This window comes from Bradyrhizobium sp. Ken01, assembly GCF_055807355.1.
Genome location: NZ_JBVVPC010000060.1, coordinates 13,275 through 28,387, shown reverse-complemented (window position 1 = coordinate 28,387; position 15,113 = coordinate 13,275). Strand labels below are relative to the sequence as shown.

General features: G+C 64.1%; 13 protein-coding genes and 1 pseudogene. 3 read left to right on the top strand and 11 right to left on the bottom strand.

Translation table 11 applies throughout. The features are described from left to right. Window positions 1-173: 173 nt before the first annotated feature. The 10 genes and pseudogenes from mdoH to AC0L3S_RS35050 form a co-directional block, all read right to left on the bottom strand. Window positions 174-2,318, bottom strand: a complete 2,145-nt coding sequence (gene mdoH / locus AC0L3S_RS35095) for a glucans biosynthesis glucosyltransferase MdoH (RefSeq protein ID WP_473284344.1) — start codon at window positions 2,316-2,318, stop codon at window positions 174-176. Next, on the bottom strand, window positions 2,306-3,814 hold the full coding sequence (locus AC0L3S_RS35090) for a glucan biosynthesis protein G (protein ID WP_473284368.1): 1,509 nt from the start codon (window positions 3,812-3,814) through the stop codon (window positions 2,306-2,308). Before AC0L3S_RS35090 ends, mdoH begins: the two co-directional genes overlap by 13 nt. Window positions 3,815-4,052: 238 nt before the next feature. Beyond that, window positions 4,053-4,880, bottom strand: a complete 828-nt coding sequence (locus AC0L3S_RS35085) for a hypothetical protein (RefSeq protein ID WP_473284342.1) — start codon at window positions 4,878-4,880, stop codon at window positions 4,053-4,055. Window positions 4,881-4,962: 82 nt separating this feature from the next. Then, window positions 4,963-6,255, bottom strand: coding sequence for a siderophore utilization protein FsrB (gene fsrB, locus AC0L3S_RS35080; protein WP_473284340.1), 1,293 nt, complete (start codon window positions 6,253-6,255; stop codon window positions 4,963-4,965). Between the two features lie 176 nt (window positions 6,256-6,431). Then, window positions 6,432-6,902, bottom strand: a pseudogene (locus tag AC0L3S_RS35075) (TonB-dependent siderophore receptor); the annotation flags it as partial. A 360-nt stretch (window positions 6,903-7,262) separates the two neighbouring features. After that, window positions 7,263-7,928 carry a methionine ABC transporter permease gene (locus tag AC0L3S_RS35070; protein WP_473284338.1) on the bottom strand — a complete coding sequence of 222 codons (666 nt, stop codon included), beginning with the start codon at window positions 7,926-7,928 and terminating at the stop codon, window positions 7,263-7,265. Next, window positions 7,918-9,099, bottom strand: coding sequence for a methionine ABC transporter ATP-binding protein (locus tag AC0L3S_RS35065; RefSeq protein WP_473284336.1), 1,182 nt, complete (start codon window positions 9,097-9,099; stop codon window positions 7,918-7,920). Before AC0L3S_RS35065 ends, AC0L3S_RS35070 begins: the two co-directional genes overlap by 11 nt. A gap of 232 nt (window positions 9,100-9,331) precedes the next feature. Then, entirely contained in the window at window positions 9,332-10,804 is a 1,473-nt protein-coding gene (locus AC0L3S_RS35060; RefSeq protein WP_473284334.1) for a DASS family sodium-coupled anion symporter, read from the bottom strand. A gap of 114 nt (window positions 10,805-10,918) precedes the next feature. Then, the gene (locus AC0L3S_RS35055; protein ID WP_473261281.1) at window positions 10,919-11,725 is read right to left on the bottom strand and encodes an enoyl-CoA hydratase/isomerase family protein; all 807 of its coding nucleotides are present in this window, start codon (window positions 11,723-11,725) and stop codon (window positions 10,919-10,921) included. Between the two features lie 33 nt (window positions 11,726-11,758). Then, entirely contained in the window at window positions 11,759-12,517 is a 759-nt protein-coding gene (locus AC0L3S_RS35050) for a hypothetical protein (RefSeq protein WP_473284332.1), read from the bottom strand. A gap of 62 nt (window positions 12,518-12,579) precedes the next feature. Between AC0L3S_RS35050 and nthA the strand changes: the two genes are divergently transcribed. The 3 genes from nthA to AC0L3S_RS35035 are packed head-to-tail and all read left to right on the top strand — an operon-like array spanning window position 12,580 to window position 14,239. Further along, a complete protein-coding gene (gene nthA, locus AC0L3S_RS35045) occupies window positions 12,580-13,206 on the top strand; it encodes a nitrile hydratase subunit alpha (protein ID WP_473284330.1) in 627 nt (208 codons plus the stop codon). Next, window positions 13,203-13,862: a nitrile hydratase subunit beta gene (nthB, locus tag AC0L3S_RS35040; RefSeq protein WP_473261287.1), complete on the top strand. Its 660-nt coding sequence runs from the start codon at window positions 13,203-13,205 to the stop codon at window positions 13,860-13,862. The genes nthA and nthB overlap by 4 nt, the downstream gene beginning before the upstream one ends. Further along, on the top strand, window positions 13,862-14,239 hold the full coding sequence (locus AC0L3S_RS35035; protein ID WP_473261289.1) for a nitrile hydratase accessory protein: 378 nt from the start codon (window positions 13,862-13,864) through the stop codon (window positions 14,237-14,239). The genes nthB and AC0L3S_RS35035 overlap by 1 nt, the downstream gene beginning before the upstream one ends. Before the next feature lie 149 nt (window positions 14,240-14,388). On the opposite strand, the gene queC is transcribed toward AC0L3S_RS35035, so the two are convergent. Next, window positions 14,389-15,102, bottom strand: coding sequence for a 7-cyano-7-deazaguanine synthase QueC (queC, locus tag AC0L3S_RS35030; RefSeq protein WP_473284328.1), 714 nt, complete (start codon window positions 15,100-15,102; stop codon window positions 14,389-14,391). Between the last annotated feature and the right edge of the window lie 11 nt (window positions 15,103-15,113).

The window sequence follows — 15,113 nt, the reverse complement described above, 5'->3', positions numbered from 1 at the left end:
TAGGTGTCATCTTCAAGCGAGCCAGCCAACCTAACCCGCAGTTCAATCCGAATGTAAGTTGGACTCAGAATAGGCGTTGTGCACGTACTGAGCTCCCTACTGTTTTCATCCAGACGTTGCGCAACTCAAGTCGAGATTCCCTATGGACAACGAGCCACCTACACCGCCATGACCTAGGCTTCCGCGGAAGCGGTAGCTCGCGGCATTCGCATGACTTGCTCGAGCGCGTGTCGGTGCTTCAGCACGGCAAGGGTCTCGCGCGCGCTGAGGCTGGAGACGACTTCCTCGAAATCGTCGCTCTGCTCGATCTTGGCCCGGCCGATCGCGAGATCTATGTCGATCTGGCCCGATTTGCGAGGCGGCGTTTGGAGTGACTGCATGTGCGGTCCGAGCAACGCGGGGTTCTGTCTAAGTTCAATCAGAGCCGCGCGTGCCTGGATCCGATCCTGACTGGCAAGCTCTCTCGCCCGCTGCAGGAGTGCCGGCGCGCGATTGTCCTCGGGGGTCGCAAACAGGTGCGCCATTCGCGGCGCCGTCGACGTGAGGAGACCGATCGGAATGGCGCAAACCAGGCCGATGATCACCGGTGACATCCAGAGCAGCAGCGGAAGCGACACGGCGTAGGCGCTTGCCGCCATGGCCAGACCGCAGAGGGTCGGCACCGTGAACTTGCGATAGACTTCATCGCGCGTGATCCTGCCATCGCTTCGCCGTTGCACTTGCCAGCCCGCATCACGCCCCAGCAGGATCTCCGCCACGGCGGTGGATTGAAAGATCATCATGGATGGGGCGATCAAGGCGGCAAGCAGGCTCTCGGCGACGACCGCCAGCAGCACGCGAAATCCGCCGCCGAATGCCTGCCGTTCCGCACGCCTGGTGAGCAGAACGAGGTAGGCCAGCAATTTGGGCACGATGAGCAGCCCCATTGTCGCGGCAAAGACCCAGGCCGCGAGCACGGGGTCCTGTGCGGGCCACGTTGGAAACAACGAGAAGCCCTTGGGAAAGTACTCCGGCTTGACGAAATAGGCCTGCAAGGAGATCAGGATTCCGAGCAATAGAAACAGCAGCCACAGGGGCGCGGTGAGATAGGAGCCGATCCCAGTCAACAGGTGAATCCTGGAGACCCAGTGCAGGCCTCGCGCCGGCAGAACGGCAAGGTGCTGGAGATTGCCCTGACACCAGCGGCGGTCACGCGCCGCGAAATCCAGCAGCGACGGTGGCACCTCCTCGAAACTCCCGCCGAGACCTGGAGCCATGAAAATCCCCCACCCCGCCCGCCGCATCAGAGCGGCTTCGACAAAATCGTGGCTGAGGATATGGCCACCAAAAGGCTTTCTCCCGCGCAATTCGGGCAAGCCCGCCTCTTGCGCAAAAGCCTGTACCCGGATGATGGCATTATGTCCCCAGTAGTTGCCCTCAGAGGCGTGCCACCAGGCGTTCCCGGCCGCGATCAGCGGGCCGTACAAACGACCCGAGAACTGCTGAAGCCGGCTGATCAGGGTTCGCGCATTGACGACGATCGGAAGCGTCTGAATCAGCGCGGCCTGCAGATTCGTCTCCATCGCGCCCACCAGCCGAACGATGGTCTCTCCGCTCATCAGACTGTCCGCGTCGAGAATGATCATGTAGTCGTAGGCGCCACCGAACCGCCTCACCCATTCGGCGATGTTGCCGGACTTTCGGGCGGTGTTGTCGGATCGGTGACGATAGTAGAGATGGCCCGAACCGCAGTTGCTCTGCAGTTCCAGAAACGCAAGCTCCTCGGCAATCCAGATGTCCGGATCTGTCGTGTCACTGAGCAGAAACCAATCGAACAACGCGGCCTGTCCCGTTTCGCCGACCGACTCGTACATGGCGCGGAGTCGCGCCATGAGATGGTGCTGATCCTCGTTATAGGTCGGCAAAAGCATCGCCGTTCGGCCGGTGATCCCGGGCAGCGGACCGTGGCTGTTAATTGGCAGCACATCCGGTCGGCCCCGCAGGAGCACAAGAAAACCGGCGACTGAAGACACGAACGAAAACGCGATCCAGGCGAGCAGCACAAGAAACAGCCCGAACACCATGCCTTCGAGGACCGTGACGCCACCAACCTTGAGAACGTCGTACATCTCAACAGCGCCCGCAGCGGTAATCGCGACCGTTCCGCCAAGAATGAACAGGCGCCGCGCTGCAACGGCAGGGGTGGTCCGCAGTCGCGCCGGATAGGCACGATTTGTCCCGTCCAATCGACAGGGCAGCATCGGGAGAGGCGTTTCGTCGGGAAGATACCGAATGCCGAGCTCAGGCGAAAGCGCAGGCGATGACGTCAGGGCGCCCATCGGTAAACCCAGACTTCGGAGATGGGTCGATCGCCCTGCATCAAGACCGCCCTCAACTCGATAGGCGCATCCTTCACGGCGCATTGAAAACTCAGGCGCCAGCCGCCGGTTTCCGGGTTCGGCTGTGTGACGACGTTCTTGATCTCGGATTTGTCGGCGCTGACGGCGCCCCTCACCTTGTCAGGATCGACCTCCTTCAGCTTGTCACCTAGGAGCTCGAGCACGAACAATTTGCTGTCGTCGCCCCGCGCGCCAACGCCTGTGCGGGTGAACCGGGCCAGTGAATTGGGCTTCGGCGCGTCCGGACCCCAGTGCAGACGATAGGTGTAGTTGTTTTCGCTCTTGGCCTGGAGAGCTGTTTTCGAGCGCCAGAAGGCGGCGATGTTGTCGTGAACTTCCTCCTTGGTCGGGATCTCAAAGAGGACCACACTGCCCTCTCCCCAATCTCCGATCGGTTCGACCCAGAGGCTCGGGCGACGCTCAAAGCGCGATTCAATGTCCTCGTAGGCAAAGAAGTTTCGTTCCCGCTGCATCAGACCGAAGCCGCGAGGATTGAGGTCATTGAATGTGCTGGCCTGAAGATCGTGTGGATTGTTGAGAGGACGCCAGAGTTGCTCGCCCTTTCCATTGAACATTGCGAGCCCATCGGAGTCGTGCACGGCAGGGCGGAAATCGTCGACATCGTGTCGGTCGTTCGGACCGAAAAAGAACATGCTCGTCATGGGCGCCAAGCCGGCATGTTGCAGCTCGATCCGCGGATAGAGCGACATCTCCACGTCGAAGACCGTCGGAGCGCCCGGCCTGATCGTGAAGCGATAGCTTGCCGTAGCGCTCTTGCTGTCAAGCAGCGCATGGACCACGACAGATGTGGCCCCCGGCGCGGGCTTCTCCAGCCAGAAGGCCTTGAAGAACGGAAATTCCTCCCCCTTGCTCTCGCCGGTATCGATCGACAGACCGCGCGCGGACAGGCCATAGGTCTCGCCTTTGGCGACCGCACGGAAGTAGCTGGCGCCGAGAAACGCGCAAACCTCGTCGTAATAGTCGGGCCGATTGATCGGGGCGTGAATGCGAAAGCCGGCAAATCCGAGATCGGCGTCCGGTACCTGGCCGATATTGTCGCCGAACGCAAAATCGTCGCGCCGGTACCTGATCGGTACGGCTCGTCCGCCGGAGACCTCGTAGATGTCGACCCTGTTCTTATAGAAAAAGCCGCGGTGGAAAAACTGGACCTCGAAGGGCAGCTTCTCGTTGCGCCAAATTGCGCGCTCCGGCAGAAAGCGAATTGACCGGTACTGATCGTAGGTGAGATCACTAAGCGCGTCCGGGACCTTTTCCTCTGGCGGCGCAAAGGGCTTACTCGCCAAATTGCGGGCAAGGTCGCGGACATAAGAGGGACCAAACGGCAACTCCGCCGCTGATCCCGCAGAGACTGCGCCAGGTAGTAATGTCGCCAATGGCGTCAATGCCGAGGCTTCCAAGAATTGCCGGCGATTCAACTGTGCTACCCGTTTGGTTTCAACCGCAATGCAACCCCCTCGTCGCGGACGAGTTCCACGGACCTCGCCAAATCCGAGGATGATGTTGCCGACGATCTCGTCGATGCGGCTTGGGGCGATTTCGCACTGCTCGGGCCTCGGTTGCATCTGCAGGACGAGCTGCAATTTCCGATTGCGCATTCTCGAGCGATGGCGCCCCGCGCCACGCTGCAGCCCCGAAGGCAACTGGATAATCGCTCTAGCGCAGCGGCAGCAGCTCCAGCTGGCTCTGCGCCTTCTTGACGGCTGCCGCGAACCAACTCTGGCTTGGCGCTTCCTTGGCGAAGCACTTGGTGTAGGCGTCCATCGCGTTGTCTTCGCGCGTGATGTCGCCGCGGGGGTCCTTCTTATCGATGGGTTTGGCCATCATCTGCTTCCAGACCTTCTCGCAAGCCGGGATCTCACCCGTCTTCACCGCATCGCTTGCGGCGAGAAAGAAGACCTTCTCGCCCTGGATCGCGACGACGTCGATTTCATGCGGAGGCCCCTTCAGGTCACCGTTGCCGCGCACGCCCAGTACAGCAACCGCCGCGCTCGCTCCCGCGGGCTTCGTGATCGGCAGCTCGGCGTATTTGGCGAAGGCGGAGTCCTGGATCGCTTGATAGTAGAAGCGGTCCGACTTGAATGCCGCGCCGATCTCCTGCGGCATGCCGTCCTCGCGGTGCTCGCGGAGCCAGTGCTTGAGCAACGCGGTGGTGGTCACGACGACTTGCAGCTTGTCGCCTTCGGACGCGAAGCCGAGGCCGTCAAGATGGCCGAAGCCGGAGTCGCCCTTGAAGAGCGTGTCGGCGTTCGAGTTGCCGTCTGAGGGCAGTCCCTTGATCGCGACGGGGCCCACCAGGCCGCGCAACACAGTCGTCAGCTCCTTGAGCGCCGCATCGTGTTGCTTGCTGGTCTCGTCGTTTTCCGGAGCCTTCGCGAACTTTGCGATGTGGCGATCGCGCAGGTCGAGATAATGCTGCTCCGGGCCAGCCGCATGTGCGGGCGCGGCCAGAACGAGCAGGCAGAGCAAGGCAAGCGATTTCATGCGATTTCCGGCAAGACGGGAGTGATCTCCAGTCTTTGTGCCGGTGCCGTGCGGGAAGGTTCATCCGCGCCGGACGAACGCCCTACTCCGCCGGCGTCAGTTGCTGCCGGCTCGGGCGCATCGCCGCCGTCTCCCGCACGCGCACACGTGCGCGGCGCTTGCGCCACCAGATCACGATTCCGGTGACCGAGAGCGCCGCCACCACCAGCCCCATGATCGAGATCAGGATGCGGCCGAACAGCCCGACGATGCGGCCCGAATGCAGCGGGAATTGCGCCTGCACGAAGATGTCGGCGGCGGTGCCGACCCAGGGCAACCGTTCGCCGATCGGACGGCCGTCCTCGCTGTCGTAATAGAGCTGCGCCGGGCCGACCCCGCCGGCGCCGTGATCGTCGCCCGGCTGGAAGAAGGCCGCGGCGTAGACGCCATGGGCCGGGCCGTAATTGACCGAGCCGACCGGGACGGTCCACCCTCGCCCCTTGCCGTCGGCCGCCGCGCGCGCGGCGATGTCGGCGAAGCTGACCTTGGGCTCGATGGGGTCGTCGAGATCGCGATACGGCCGCTGCTCATAGGGTGTCGGCGTGTAGTTCGACACCATCTTCATCAGCGGCGAGAACACCTCGAAATAGAGGTTCAGCGAGAAGGCCGTGAAGGCGATGATGAATAGCACAGCCCAGGTCCACAGGCTGAAAGCGCGATGGATGTCGAAATTGATCCGGTAGGCGCTGCCCGAAGTCTTGATGGTCCACGCCGGCGCCCAGCGCGCCCAGAAGCCGCGTTCGAGCTGGCGCGTGACTTGGGGCGCCCGCGCGGCTTTCGCGCGCCGGCGCGAGGGCAGCGTCAGGTAGAAGCCGACAAAACAGTCGATGGTCCAGATGATGGCGATGATTCCGAGCACGCGCATGCCCCAGCGGTCGCTGCCCCAGAATTCCGGGATGTGCATCGTGTAGTGCAGCTTGTAGAGAAACGAGACGAAGTTCTCGCGCGTCACCGGCCACACCGCGCCCCAATAACGGCGGCCGAGCTGGGCGCCGGTGTTGGGATCGAGGAAGATCTGATTGTAGTCGAGCGCGTAGCGCTTGCCGGTCGCGGGATCGATCCTGGGCATGACGAAGAACCACAGCGAGTGGCCCGCCTCCGGCGTCATGAAGAGGTAGACCACGCGCGCGCGGGGATCGCGCTGCTCGATCATCTTGGCGAGATCGATCGAGGGAATCGCCGGGCCCTTGCTGCTGACGTCGAACAGATGGCTGTTCAGGACCTCGTCGATCTCGTGGTCCCAGGAGATGACCGCGCCGGTCATGCCGGAGAAGAACAGGAAGCCGGCCGTGAGCAGGCCCGCCCAGCGATGCAGCTTGCCGAATATCGCTCTCATCGTTCAGATCTCGCCAAGTACCTGAGCAAAGTGCGTGAGTGCGGAAGCTTCCGCAACGTCATGCCCGGGCTTGTCCCGGGCATCCACGTTCTCTGTGCCGCAAGGCAAGGCGTGGATGGCCGGGACAAGCCGGGCCATGACGACCTCTCGTGTACCCTCATCGTCGTCATTCCAACTCACCACCGATACGTCAGCTTGCCGATGGCCTTGCGCCCCTCCGCGTAGAAGCAGCCCGACAGGCTGTAGCAGGCGGCGACATAGCGGGTGTCGGCGAGGTTGGTGACGTTCAGCGACAGGCGCCAATTGTCCCTGGTGTAGGCCAGCAGCGCGTCCAGCACGGTCGACGATCCCACCTTGAACGTGTTGGCGTCACCGCCCCAGGTCGCGCCGACATAGCGGAGACCGCCACCGAACTGCAGGCCGGCGAGCGGCCCGGTCTGAAGCGTGTAATCGTTCCACAGCGAGGCGCGGTTGAGCGGCACCGTGACCGGCGCCTTGCCGACATTCACCGGATCCTGCGTGACCACAGCATCGACATAGGCATAGGCCGCGCGCAGGTTCGAGCCATCGGCGAGCGACATCGAGCCTTCGAGTTCGAGGCCACGCGATTTCACCTGAGCGGTCTGTTCGGCAATGTTGAGCCGGGGCTTCGACGGTGACGGCGGGGATCTGTGTCTGCGCCTCCACGGCACCGAAGGGAGTGGAGAGAGCAAATGTGCTGGCCGCTCCGAGGAAAAGCACCTGCATCTGTCGACGACGCGTGTCGGCACGCGAAGCAAGTTGGAAGTCGGTCACGTTTGTCGAGGCCCCACGCACTGCCGGCTTCGCCGGTACCGTTTTTGATGCCTCGCCCTAACGTAGGCGATTTCGGAGTGCGATAGGAACTGCGTTAGAATTTCTCCAGACGCGTGCGCAACGCGTGCGACGAATGCGCTCAGTCGTGTTTGGAAGTTTGGAATGTTTCCAGACCGACAAGAACCTGCTTGTTCGAAATGTCTAAAACCGCGTCAGCGATGTCGCAGCCGGCGATTGACCCGGCGCGCGAGATAATCGCCGGCGCTCTGCACGAGCTGCACCAGGCCGATCAGCACGACGACGACGGCCAGCATCATCTCCGGCATGAAGCGTTGATAGCCGTAGCGGATGCCGAGATCGCCCAGGCCCCCGCCTCCGACGGCACCGACCATGGCGGAATAGCCGAGCAGGCTGACAACCGCGAGCGTCAGCGCCAGCAGAAGACCCGGCAGCGCTTCGGGGATCAGCACCTTGAGCACGATCTGCATCGGCGAGGCTCCGAACGAGGACGCCGTCTCGATCAGGCCGCCATCGACCTCGCGGATCGCGGCCTCGACCAGGCGTGCGATGAAAGGAGCCGATGCGATCGTCAACGGCACGATCGCCGCCGTCGAGCCGATCGAGGTGCCGGCCACCAGCCGCGTGAACGGGATGATGGCGACGACGAGGATGATGAAAGGCGTGGACCGCGTCGCGTTGACGACGATGCCGAGTACACGATTGACGACGGGCGCCGCGAACAGCTCGCCCTTCCGGCTGGTCGCGAGAAAGACGCCGAGCGGCAGGCCGAAGGCGGTGCCGATCAGCGCCGCGAGCCCGACCATGTACAGGCTCTCGCCGGTCGCCTGGACGATCAGGTTGATGAGTTCAGGCGACATAGCCGAGACGCTCCGCGGGAAATTGATACTGTGAGAGCCAGGCCAGCGTGCGCGTCGTCGCGTCTTCGCCGCCATGCATGCCGAGAGGGATACCAAGCGTCAGCGAGCCGACGTGCTGGCCGCCGATCTCGTCGATGCGGGCCGACAGCAGCGACACGTCGAGGCCGAGTTCGCGCGCGAGCCGCGCCACCAGCGTGTCGCCGGCCCCTGCCCCGCGCACATGGACGCGGATCACCGCCTGTCCACCCGCAGGCGGCTCCGAAACGATCCGGCTCGCCAGCGACACCGGCAGGCTGTCGCCGATCACTTCGGCCAGGAAGGACTGCGTGATCGGATGCTTGGGGTGGGTGAAAATGTCGGCGACGTGGCCGCTCTCGACGACGTGGCCGGCATCGAGCACCACGACATCCCCCGCGAGCTGGCGCACCACGGACATCTCGTGGGTGATCAGCACGATGGTCACGCCGAGCTCGCGGTTGATGTTCGCGAGCAGATCGAGGATCGCCCGCGTGGTCTGCGGATCGAGCGCCGAAGTCGCCTCGTCCGACAGCAGCACGCTCGGCCGCGTCGCCAAGGCCCGCGCGATGCCGACGCGCTGCTTCTGGCCGCCGGAGAGTTCGGACGGGTAGCGGTCGTGCTTGTCGGCGATGCCCACCAGCGCTAGCAGCTCGGCCACGCGGGCTTTGATGTCCGCCTTGGCCCAGCCGGCGATCTCCAGCGGCAGCGCGATGTTGGCGGCTGCGGTGCGCGAGGACAGCAGGTTGAAGTGCTGGAAGATCATGCCGATCGAGCGCTGCGCCAGCCGCAAGTCGCGCCCTGCGAGCGCCGAGATGTCTCTGTTATCGACGACGACACGGCCCGTGGTCGGCCTCTCGAGGCCGTTGATGAGCCGGACCAGGCTCGATTTGCCGGCACCGGAGCGACCGATGATGCCGGTGATCGAACCGCGTGGGATCGCGAAGTCGATGTCTTGCAGGGCATTGACGCCGGGCTTGCCGCGATAGGCCGGATAGGTTTTCGAGATGCCTTCGAAGCGGACCATCGCGTCAGGCGCAGTCGCGGCAAGTGAAATCGCGGGACGTGAGATCGCGCGACCTGAGATCGCGTCGAGCTTTTCGATCGGCTGTCCGATCGCGAGCGACGGGTGGACGTTCATGGAGGCGGCCTTCATGCACAATAGTTCCGCTTGCCCCCTGGGGGCATCCGGGAACCGGTCGCATCAAGCGACGGAGAGTGAAACTGCGAGGAGGACTCGGCTGGAGCGCGCTGCACCGCAGCGGGCACCATCGCCCTTTCAGGTCTCTCTGGCAATGTCAGATATCTGCGGTGAGTTGGACGAAGTTTTCCAAATGTCTCCCCGCTGAAGAAAATTCATCTGCCGCGGTGTTGGCCTCCCGCCCGGCTCAGGTGACCCGCAACCAGGGCCATACGATCAGCAGGAGCCCCGCGAAATACAGCACCCCGAAGATCAGCCCAAAACCCCAGAACTGACCCTTGCCGATATAGCCGCTGCCGAAGTACATCGGCGCCGGCCCCGTGGCGTAAGGCGAGATCACGCCCATCAGGCCGAGCGAATACATGCAGAGCATGGCGAGCGTCGTGACCGGCAGGTCGGGGATGCCGGATCCGACCGCGAGCACCACGGGCAGCACGGCGGCGGCATGCGAGGTGATGCTCGAGAAGAAATAGTGGATCCAGAAGAACAGCGCGACCAGCAGGAGCATCGCGGTCGACGGCGACAGCCCGGCGAGCGGCTTTGCATATTCGGTGGCGAACCATTTGATGAAGCCGATCTCGTTGAGACCCGAGGCCAGCGTCAGCAGCGAGGTGAAATAGAAGAACACCTCCCAGGCGCCCTTCTCGGCGACGATGTCGGCAAACTCGATCACGCCCGTCACCAGCATCAGCGAGATCACGATGAACACGACGGTGGTGGCGTTGACGAAATTCGAGCCCAGAAGCGGCACGCGGATGTCCGGGCTCGAGCCCGCGATCCACAGAAACATCGCAAGCAGGATCAGCGCCAGCATGATCCACTCATTGCGCGACATCGGGCCCATCTCCGCGAGCTCCTTCGATGCCCATTCGGAAATCTCCGGGCTGCTCTTCACCTCGGGGCGGCAGACCGCGTAGCTGAGCAGCGGGACCAGCACCATCAGGAGAAGGCCGAGCGGCGCAAAGCCCAAGAACCACTGCGCCCAGCTGACGTCGATTCCGACGGTCTTCTTGGCGATGGCCAGCGCCGCCGCATTGGGCGCGAGCGCGGTGAAAAACAATGAGCTGGTGACGGCGGTCGACGCGAACGCGGTCCACATCACATAGGTGCCGATCTTGCCGGCGGTCGGTCCCGGCTCGGAGCCGTAGATGCGCGGGATGTTGCTGATGATGGGATAGACGATGCCGCCGCTGCGCGCGGTGTTGGACGGTGTCGCCGGCGCCAGCAAGAAGTCCGACATCGCCACCGCATAGCCGAGGCCGAGCGTGTTGGTGCCGAGCTTTTGCACCAGCACGAGCGCAATGCGGCGGCCCAGCTGGCTCTTGCGATAGCCGATCGAGAACACGAAGGCGCCGACGATCAGCCAGACCGTGCTCTCGGCAAAGCCCGCCAGCATCCAGCGCAGCGACTTGGTCGGATCGGGATCGATATAGCCGCCGACGCCGGCAACCGTCAGCCCGATCAGGCCGACCGCGCCGACCGGCATCGATTCCAGGATGAGACCGGTGATGACGGCCGCGAAGACGGCAAAATAGTGCCACTGATTGACGTTGAGCCCCGCCGGCACCGGCCACAGATAGATCACCAGCCACACCGCGAGCGGCGCGATCAGCTTCCAGCGAAACCCTTTCGCCTCAGGCGCCTGCGAGCTACCGGCCATGGGCCCTCCCCCTCGATCGTCATTGTCGTCTGCCGGCCCGTTGATCGGGCCTATTTTGTCCCAGCGCCGCGTATACGGATAGTCCGCGGCGCAATCAATGGCCCGAGCCTGCTTCTACCGCCCTCTGAACTTCGGTTTGCGTCGCGTCAGGAACGCCTCGACGCCCTCCTTGTGGTCCTCGCTAAGGCTTGCCAGGGCGAATTGGTCGACGTCCATGTGGCTGGCGAGATTATCCAGCGCATGCGCCAGCCGGTTGACCGTGAGTTTCGTCATGGCAACGGAGAGCGGCGGCTGCGCTGCCACCTTGCGCGCAAGCTCCATCGCGGCATCGAACGCATGGCCGGGATCGACCACCTGCTCGACCAGGCCCCACTCATAGGCTTCATCCGCGCTGATGCGCTGATCGGCCAGGATCACCGCCTGCTTGGTCCGAGCCGGGCCGATCAAATGCAGCATGCGCGGAATGCTTTGCCAGCTCATGTTCATGCCGAGCCCGATCTCGGGCACCCGCAGATGGGCATCGCGTCCCATGACGCGGAAGTCGAGCGCGACGGCCAGCGCCACGCCGCCGCCGACGCAAAAGCCCTCGATGGCGCCGATCGTGATCTGCTCCATCTCCTGCCAGGCGTGGGTCAGGCGCGGTCCGAGCTTGAGATGCCGCCGCAGCGTGCCGAGGTCCATGTCCTTGCGCGCGCGCCCTTCGGCATCCTTGAGGTCGAAGCCGGCGCTGAACGCAGCCGCGCTGCCTGTCAGCACCACGACAGAGGTTGCGGAATCATCCTCAAAACTGCGCGCGGCCGCGGTGAGCTGGCGCAGCGCCTCGGGCGACAGCGCGTTGATGCCGTCGCCGCGGTCGAACCGCACCACCGCAATCCGCCCCTCCGGTCCGAGGCCCTTCTCGATCTTCACATAGTCAGGCAACGCAAACTCCCCTGGTCTTGGTCTTCCTGGCGCTCACAGATGCCCGGTACGCCGATGTTCGGGTTCGCTTCCATGGACCGGAAACCGGACCGTAGTCCCGATGGTGATCCAGTTGCCATTTTCGCCGGTGATGTTGCGGCCGTAGATCACATCGACGGAGAATATCTCGTTCGGCCGGTAGCGGACGCCGGTCTGGAAACGCGGCTGCACGGCGCTCGCGATCTCGGAGGCGCCGGCCTGCCCGTATGCCTCGATCGTCCATTGCAGGGTGTCGGTGAATTTCCAATCGAAGCCGATGCCGCAGGTCAGGTAATGGCGATCCACCGTGCGATCCCAGAGCCAGCCGCCGTTGACGTTGATGCGCATGGTCTCGGACAGGCGGAAGGTCGCGGGGATGACGGCAAAGGCGGACAGGGCATCACCGGTCGCCGCGTCGAACGATCCGCCGCCATAGGCCGACAATCCCCACCGGCCGATCCCGGTCGGGATGAAATTCGTCTTGGCTTTCGGAGCAATTGTCGTGCTCCAGTCGCCGTCGCTGCGGGCCCGGATGCTCTGCAGGCTCAGCTCGATGGGCCTGAAGGGGTCGACCACACAGGAGGGATTGGCGACCGCCGAAAAGTCCGTGTTGGAAGCCGTCGACAGCCAGCTCTCCACCTTGCAGGAGCCGACCTCGGAAATGTCGGCGGCATCGACCGCAAAGGCGCCATTCGCGGCGCGCGCATCCTGCGCCGCGAATGCGCCAAGAGCGGCGATTGCGGCGGCTATTCCGGTTCTTGCAGCCCAGCCCATCTTGCGATGTTAGCAGAGTCTTCGCCTCGACAACGCCCGGATTCTGGGACTATCTTCGCCCGATGAGCGACCATCATCATCACCACGATCACGACCATTCCGAGCTGTCGGAGACCGAGCTGCGCGTGCGCGCGCTCGAGACGATCCTGACCGAAAAAGGCTATGTCGAGCCGGCCGCGCTCGACGCCATCATTCAGGCCTATGAGACCCGGATCGGCCCCCATAACGGCGCGCGCGTCGTCGCCAAGGCCTGGAGCGATCCGGCATTCAAGACGGCACTGCTGGAGGACGGCTCGAAGGCGATCGGCACGCTCGGCCATGTCAGCCGCGTCGGCGACCACCTCGTCGTGGTCGAGAACACGCCGCAGCGTCACAACATGGTCGTGTGCACGCTGTGCTCCTGCTACCCCTGGGAAATGCTGGGGCTGCCGCCGGTCTGGTACAAGGCCGCGCCCTATCGCTCCCGCGCGGTGAAGGACCCGCGCGGCGTGCTCGCCGATTTCGGCGTGCAAGTCGCCAAGGACGTTGAAATCCGGGTCTGGGATTCGACCGCCGAAACGCGCTTTCTTGTGCTGCCGATGCGCCCCGCGGGGACCGAAGGCTGGAGCGAGGAGCAGCTCACCGAGCTGGTCACGCGCGATTCCATGATCGGCACCGGCTTTCCCAAGGCGCCCGGGGCGCCATCATGAACGGCGTGCACGACATGGGCGGCATGGACGGCTTCGGCAAGGTCGAGCCCGAGCCGAACGAGCCGGTGTTCCACGAGGAATGGGAGTCGCGTGTTCTCGCCATGGTGCGCGCGATGGGCGCGGCCGGCGCCTTCAACATCGACACCTCGCGCTTCTATCGCGAGACGATCCCGCCGCACGTCTATCTCTCGAGCTCCTATTACAAGAAATGGTTTCTCGGGCTCGAGGAGATGCTGATCGAGAAAGGCTATCTCACCCGGGAGGAAGTCGCCGCCGGCCACGCGATGCAGCCGGCCAAGGCGCTCAAGCACGGCAAGTTCGATCTCGGCCAGGTCGAGCGCATCATGGTGCGCGGCAAGTTCGCCCGTCCTGCCCCGGCACCGGCGAAATTCAAGATCGGTGACAAGGTCCGCGCGAAGAACATTCATCCGGCCACCCACACCCGCCTGCCACGCTACGTGCGCGGCCATGTCGGCATCGTCGAGCTGAACCATGGCTGCCACGTATTTCCGGACTCGGCGGCGATGGAGCTCGGCGAGAATCCGCAATGGCTCTACACGGTCGTGTTCGAGGGCCGCGATCTCTGGGGCGCGGACGGCGATCCGACCTCGAAAGTCTCGATCGATGCCTTCGAGCCGTATCTGGACCCGGCGTGATGAGCAGCACGGCTGCTGCTGCCGCGACGGCAGCGATCCCGAGCATTCCCCGTGATGATGACGGCCCCGTGTTCCGCGCGCCCTGGGAAGCGCACGCCTTCGCGATGGCGCTCACGCTGCACGAGCGCGGCGTGTTCAGCTGGCCCGAATGGGCGGCAGCCCTGGCCTCCGAGATCAAGCGCGCGCAGGCGGCAGGCGATCCCGATACGGGCGAGACCTACTATCTCCATTGGCTCGCCACGCTGGAAGGGCTGGTCGCGCGCAAGGGCGTTGCGTCTGCGGAGACGCTGCATCGCTACCGCGACGCCTGGGACCACGCGGCAGATCGCACCCCGCACGGCAAACCGATCGAGCTGAAGGCGGAGGATTTTCGGTAGCTCGGTAAGAGGCACGGTCGTGCCAAGCCCTACGCTGTCATTCCCCGCGAAGGCGGGGAATCCAGTACGCCGCGGCTTCTTGGCTCAAGCACGGTTTCTGGAATACTGGATCACCCGCTTTCGCGGGTGATGACACCGAGTCTGTGGTGTCACCGCCCCGCCACATACTCCCGCCACCCCTTCGCCCGCAGGCTGCAGGCCGGGCACTCGCCGCAGCCATAGCCCCAATCATGCTGAGCGCCGCGTTCGCCGAGATAGCAGGTGTGCGACTGCTCGCGGATGAGGTCGACCAGCCCGTCGCCGCCGAGGTCATGGGCGAGCTTCCACGTCGCAGCCTTGTCGATCCACATCAGCGGCGTATGCAGCTCGAACCTGCGGGCCATGCCGAGCGACAAGGCGGCCTGCATCGCACGGATGGTGTCGTCGCGGCAATCGGGATAACCGGAATAGTCGGTCTCGCACATGCCGCCGACGATATGACTGATGCCGCGCCGGTAGGCCAGCGCCGCGGCGAACGTCAAAAACACCAGGTTGCGGCCGGGCACGAACGTGTTCGGCAGGCCGTCGGCGCCCATCGCGATCGCGACGTCGCGCGTCAGCGCCGTCTCGGATACGGCCGCGAGCGTTGGGATCGACAGCGTGTGGCTCTCGCCAAGCCTGGAAGCCCAATCCGCGCGCAGATCCTTGATGCCCTCGAACAGCCGGTCGCGGCAGGCCAGCTCGATGGCGTGGCGCTGGCCGTAATCGAATCCCAACGTCTCCACGCGCGCAAACCGGTTCAGCGCCCAGGCAAGGCAGGTGGTGGAATCCTGGCCGCCGGAGAACAGCACCAATGCGGTTTCGGATGAAAATACGTCGCTCATGGCCCGCGCTT

Bases quoted from the DNA above. Each gene is read 5' to 3' on its own strand.
- nthB (WP_473261287.1), top strand. From the start codon at position 13,203: ATGAACGGCGTGCACGACATGGGCGGCATGGACGGCTTCGGCAAGGTC.
- nthA (WP_473284330.1), top strand. From the start codon at position 12,580: ATGAGCGACCATCATCATCACCACGATCACGACCATTCCGAGCTGTCG.
- queC (WP_473284328.1), bottom strand. From the start codon at position 15,102: ATGAGCGACGTATTTTCATCCGAAACCGCATTGGTGCTGTTCTCCGGC.
- AC0L3S_RS35060 (WP_473284334.1), bottom strand. From the start codon at position 10,804: ATGGCCGGTAGCTCGCAGGCGCCTGAGGCGAAAGGGTTTCGCTGGAAG.
- mdoH (WP_473284344.1), bottom strand. From the start codon at position 2,318: ATGGGCGCCCTGACGTCATCGCCTGCGCTTTCGCCTGAGCTCGGCATT.
- AC0L3S_RS35070 (WP_473284338.1), bottom strand. From the start codon at position 7,928: ATGTCGCCTGAACTCATCAACCTGATCGTCCAGGCGACCGGCGAGAGC.
- fsrB (WP_473284340.1), bottom strand. From the start codon at position 6,255: ATGAGAGCGATATTCGGCAAGCTGCATCGCTGGGCGGGCCTGCTCACG.
- AC0L3S_RS35065 (WP_473284336.1), bottom strand. From the start codon at position 9,099: ATGAAGGCCGCCTCCATGAACGTCCACCCGTCGCTCGCGATCGGACAG.
- AC0L3S_RS35085 (WP_473284342.1), bottom strand. From the start codon at position 4,880: ATGAAATCGCTTGCCTTGCTCTGCCTGCTCGTTCTGGCCGCGCCCGCA.
- AC0L3S_RS35050 (WP_473284332.1), bottom strand. From the start codon at position 12,517: ATGGGCTGGGCTGCAAGAACCGGAATAGCCGCCGCAATCGCCGCTCTT.
- AC0L3S_RS35035 (WP_473261289.1), top strand. From the start codon at position 13,862: ATGAGCAGCACGGCTGCTGCTGCCGCGACGGCAGCGATCCCGAGCATT.